A 1,122-nucleotide genomic window follows, 5' to 3' on the forward strand; every position below is an offset into this window, starting at 1 on the left:
GAGCCGTTCGTTCCGCGACCACTCCCGGCCCTCCCCCCCCCCCCCCCGGGCCGGCCGGTCCCCCCCCCGGCCCCCCGGCCCCGGTTTCTCGTAATGGCGATGTCCTGCGACTTTCCCGACCCGTTGTGCGGTACGACCGCCGATGGTCGATCATCTACGGCATGCCGGATCAAAACGCAGCTGTTCTCGCCCTGCACTGGCAGGTGAATGTCATTCGGCCCGAAGGCTTCTTCGGCCCGATGCTCGCCGAACCGGTGGCCGCCGGCGGAGTCGTGCAACGGGCCGCCGAATTCCACAAACAGGCCGCTGAACTGGGGTTGCCGATCGTCTTCACCCGGTTCACCGTCCCCGAGGACGAGGGTCGGCTGGTGCGCAACACCGGGTTCATGGAATCGGTCGGCGCGGCGCAGCACGAGTTCCGGCCGGACGCCGCGGGCAGCCGGCTCATCGACGAGATGGCCGAGCAGGCCGACCATATCGTCGACAACCAGAAGCTTTCGGGTCTGGCCGGTAACGACCTCCCCCGCTGGCTGGTGGAAAACGATATCGACACTTTGTTCCTCACCGGTGTCGCGACCAACCTCACGGTCGAGCAGACCGCGCGTCACGGCACCGATCTCGGCTTCACGGTCTACACAGTCGCGGATTGTGTGGCCGCGGCCGATCCGCAGGTGCACACCGCATCGCTGTCCAATATCGCGCTGACCAGTGCGGGCCTGCGCACCACAGCGGACGCCTTCGACCGGCTGTAACCGCCGGATACTTCAGATCATGTTCTTGTCGGTCATCCAGCGCATCACCTGCCAGCCGCAGAAAACCGGGATCCAGCAGGTGAGCACTCGATAGAGCAGAACCGACGGCACCGCGACCTCGGCCGGCAGGCCGAACGCGGCCAGGCCACCGATCAGCGCCGCCGGGGGCCCGCCCCCCCCCCCCCCCGGGGGGGGCGGGGGCGGGCGCGGGGGGGCCGCGCCGAGCCCACGCGTGTGGGGCACCGCCGACCCGAGAGGAGCGACCGAGCGATGAAGGTTTTCGTCACCGGCGCCACCGGGGCGCTCGGTAGCCGAACCGTCCCGGCCCTGATCGGTGCCGGTCATACGGTTACCGGGCTGGCCCGTACTC

General features: G+C 69.3%; 1 protein-coding gene and 1 pseudogene. One reads left to right on the top strand and one right to left on the bottom strand.

From position 1 onward, the window contains the following. Nucleotides 1-161 precede the first annotated feature (161 nt). Nucleotides 162-752: a cysteine hydrolase gene (locus QH195_RS21890; RefSeq protein ID WP_280419709.1), complete on the top strand. Its 591-nt coding sequence runs from the start codon at nucleotides 162-164 to the stop codon at nucleotides 750-752. 12 nt (nucleotides 753-764) lie between these two features. On the opposite strand, the pseudogene QH195_RS21895 reads toward QH195_RS21890, so the two are convergent. Continuing rightward, nucleotides 765-944 (bottom strand): annotated as a pseudogene (locus QH195_RS21895) (hypothetical protein); the annotation flags it as partial. Nucleotides 945-1,122 lie beyond the last annotated feature (178 nt).

The organism is Nocardia carnea, assembly GCF_029868855.1.
In the GTDB taxonomy this organism is placed as follows: Bacteria; Actinomycetota; Actinomycetes; order Mycobacteriales; family Mycobacteriaceae; genus Nocardia; species Nocardia carnea_A.

Coding starts and splice junctions, on each gene's coding strand:
- QH195_RS21890 (WP_280419709.1), top strand. CDS start 162: ATGCCGGATCAAAACGCAGCTGTTCTCGCCCTGCACTGGCAGGTGAAT.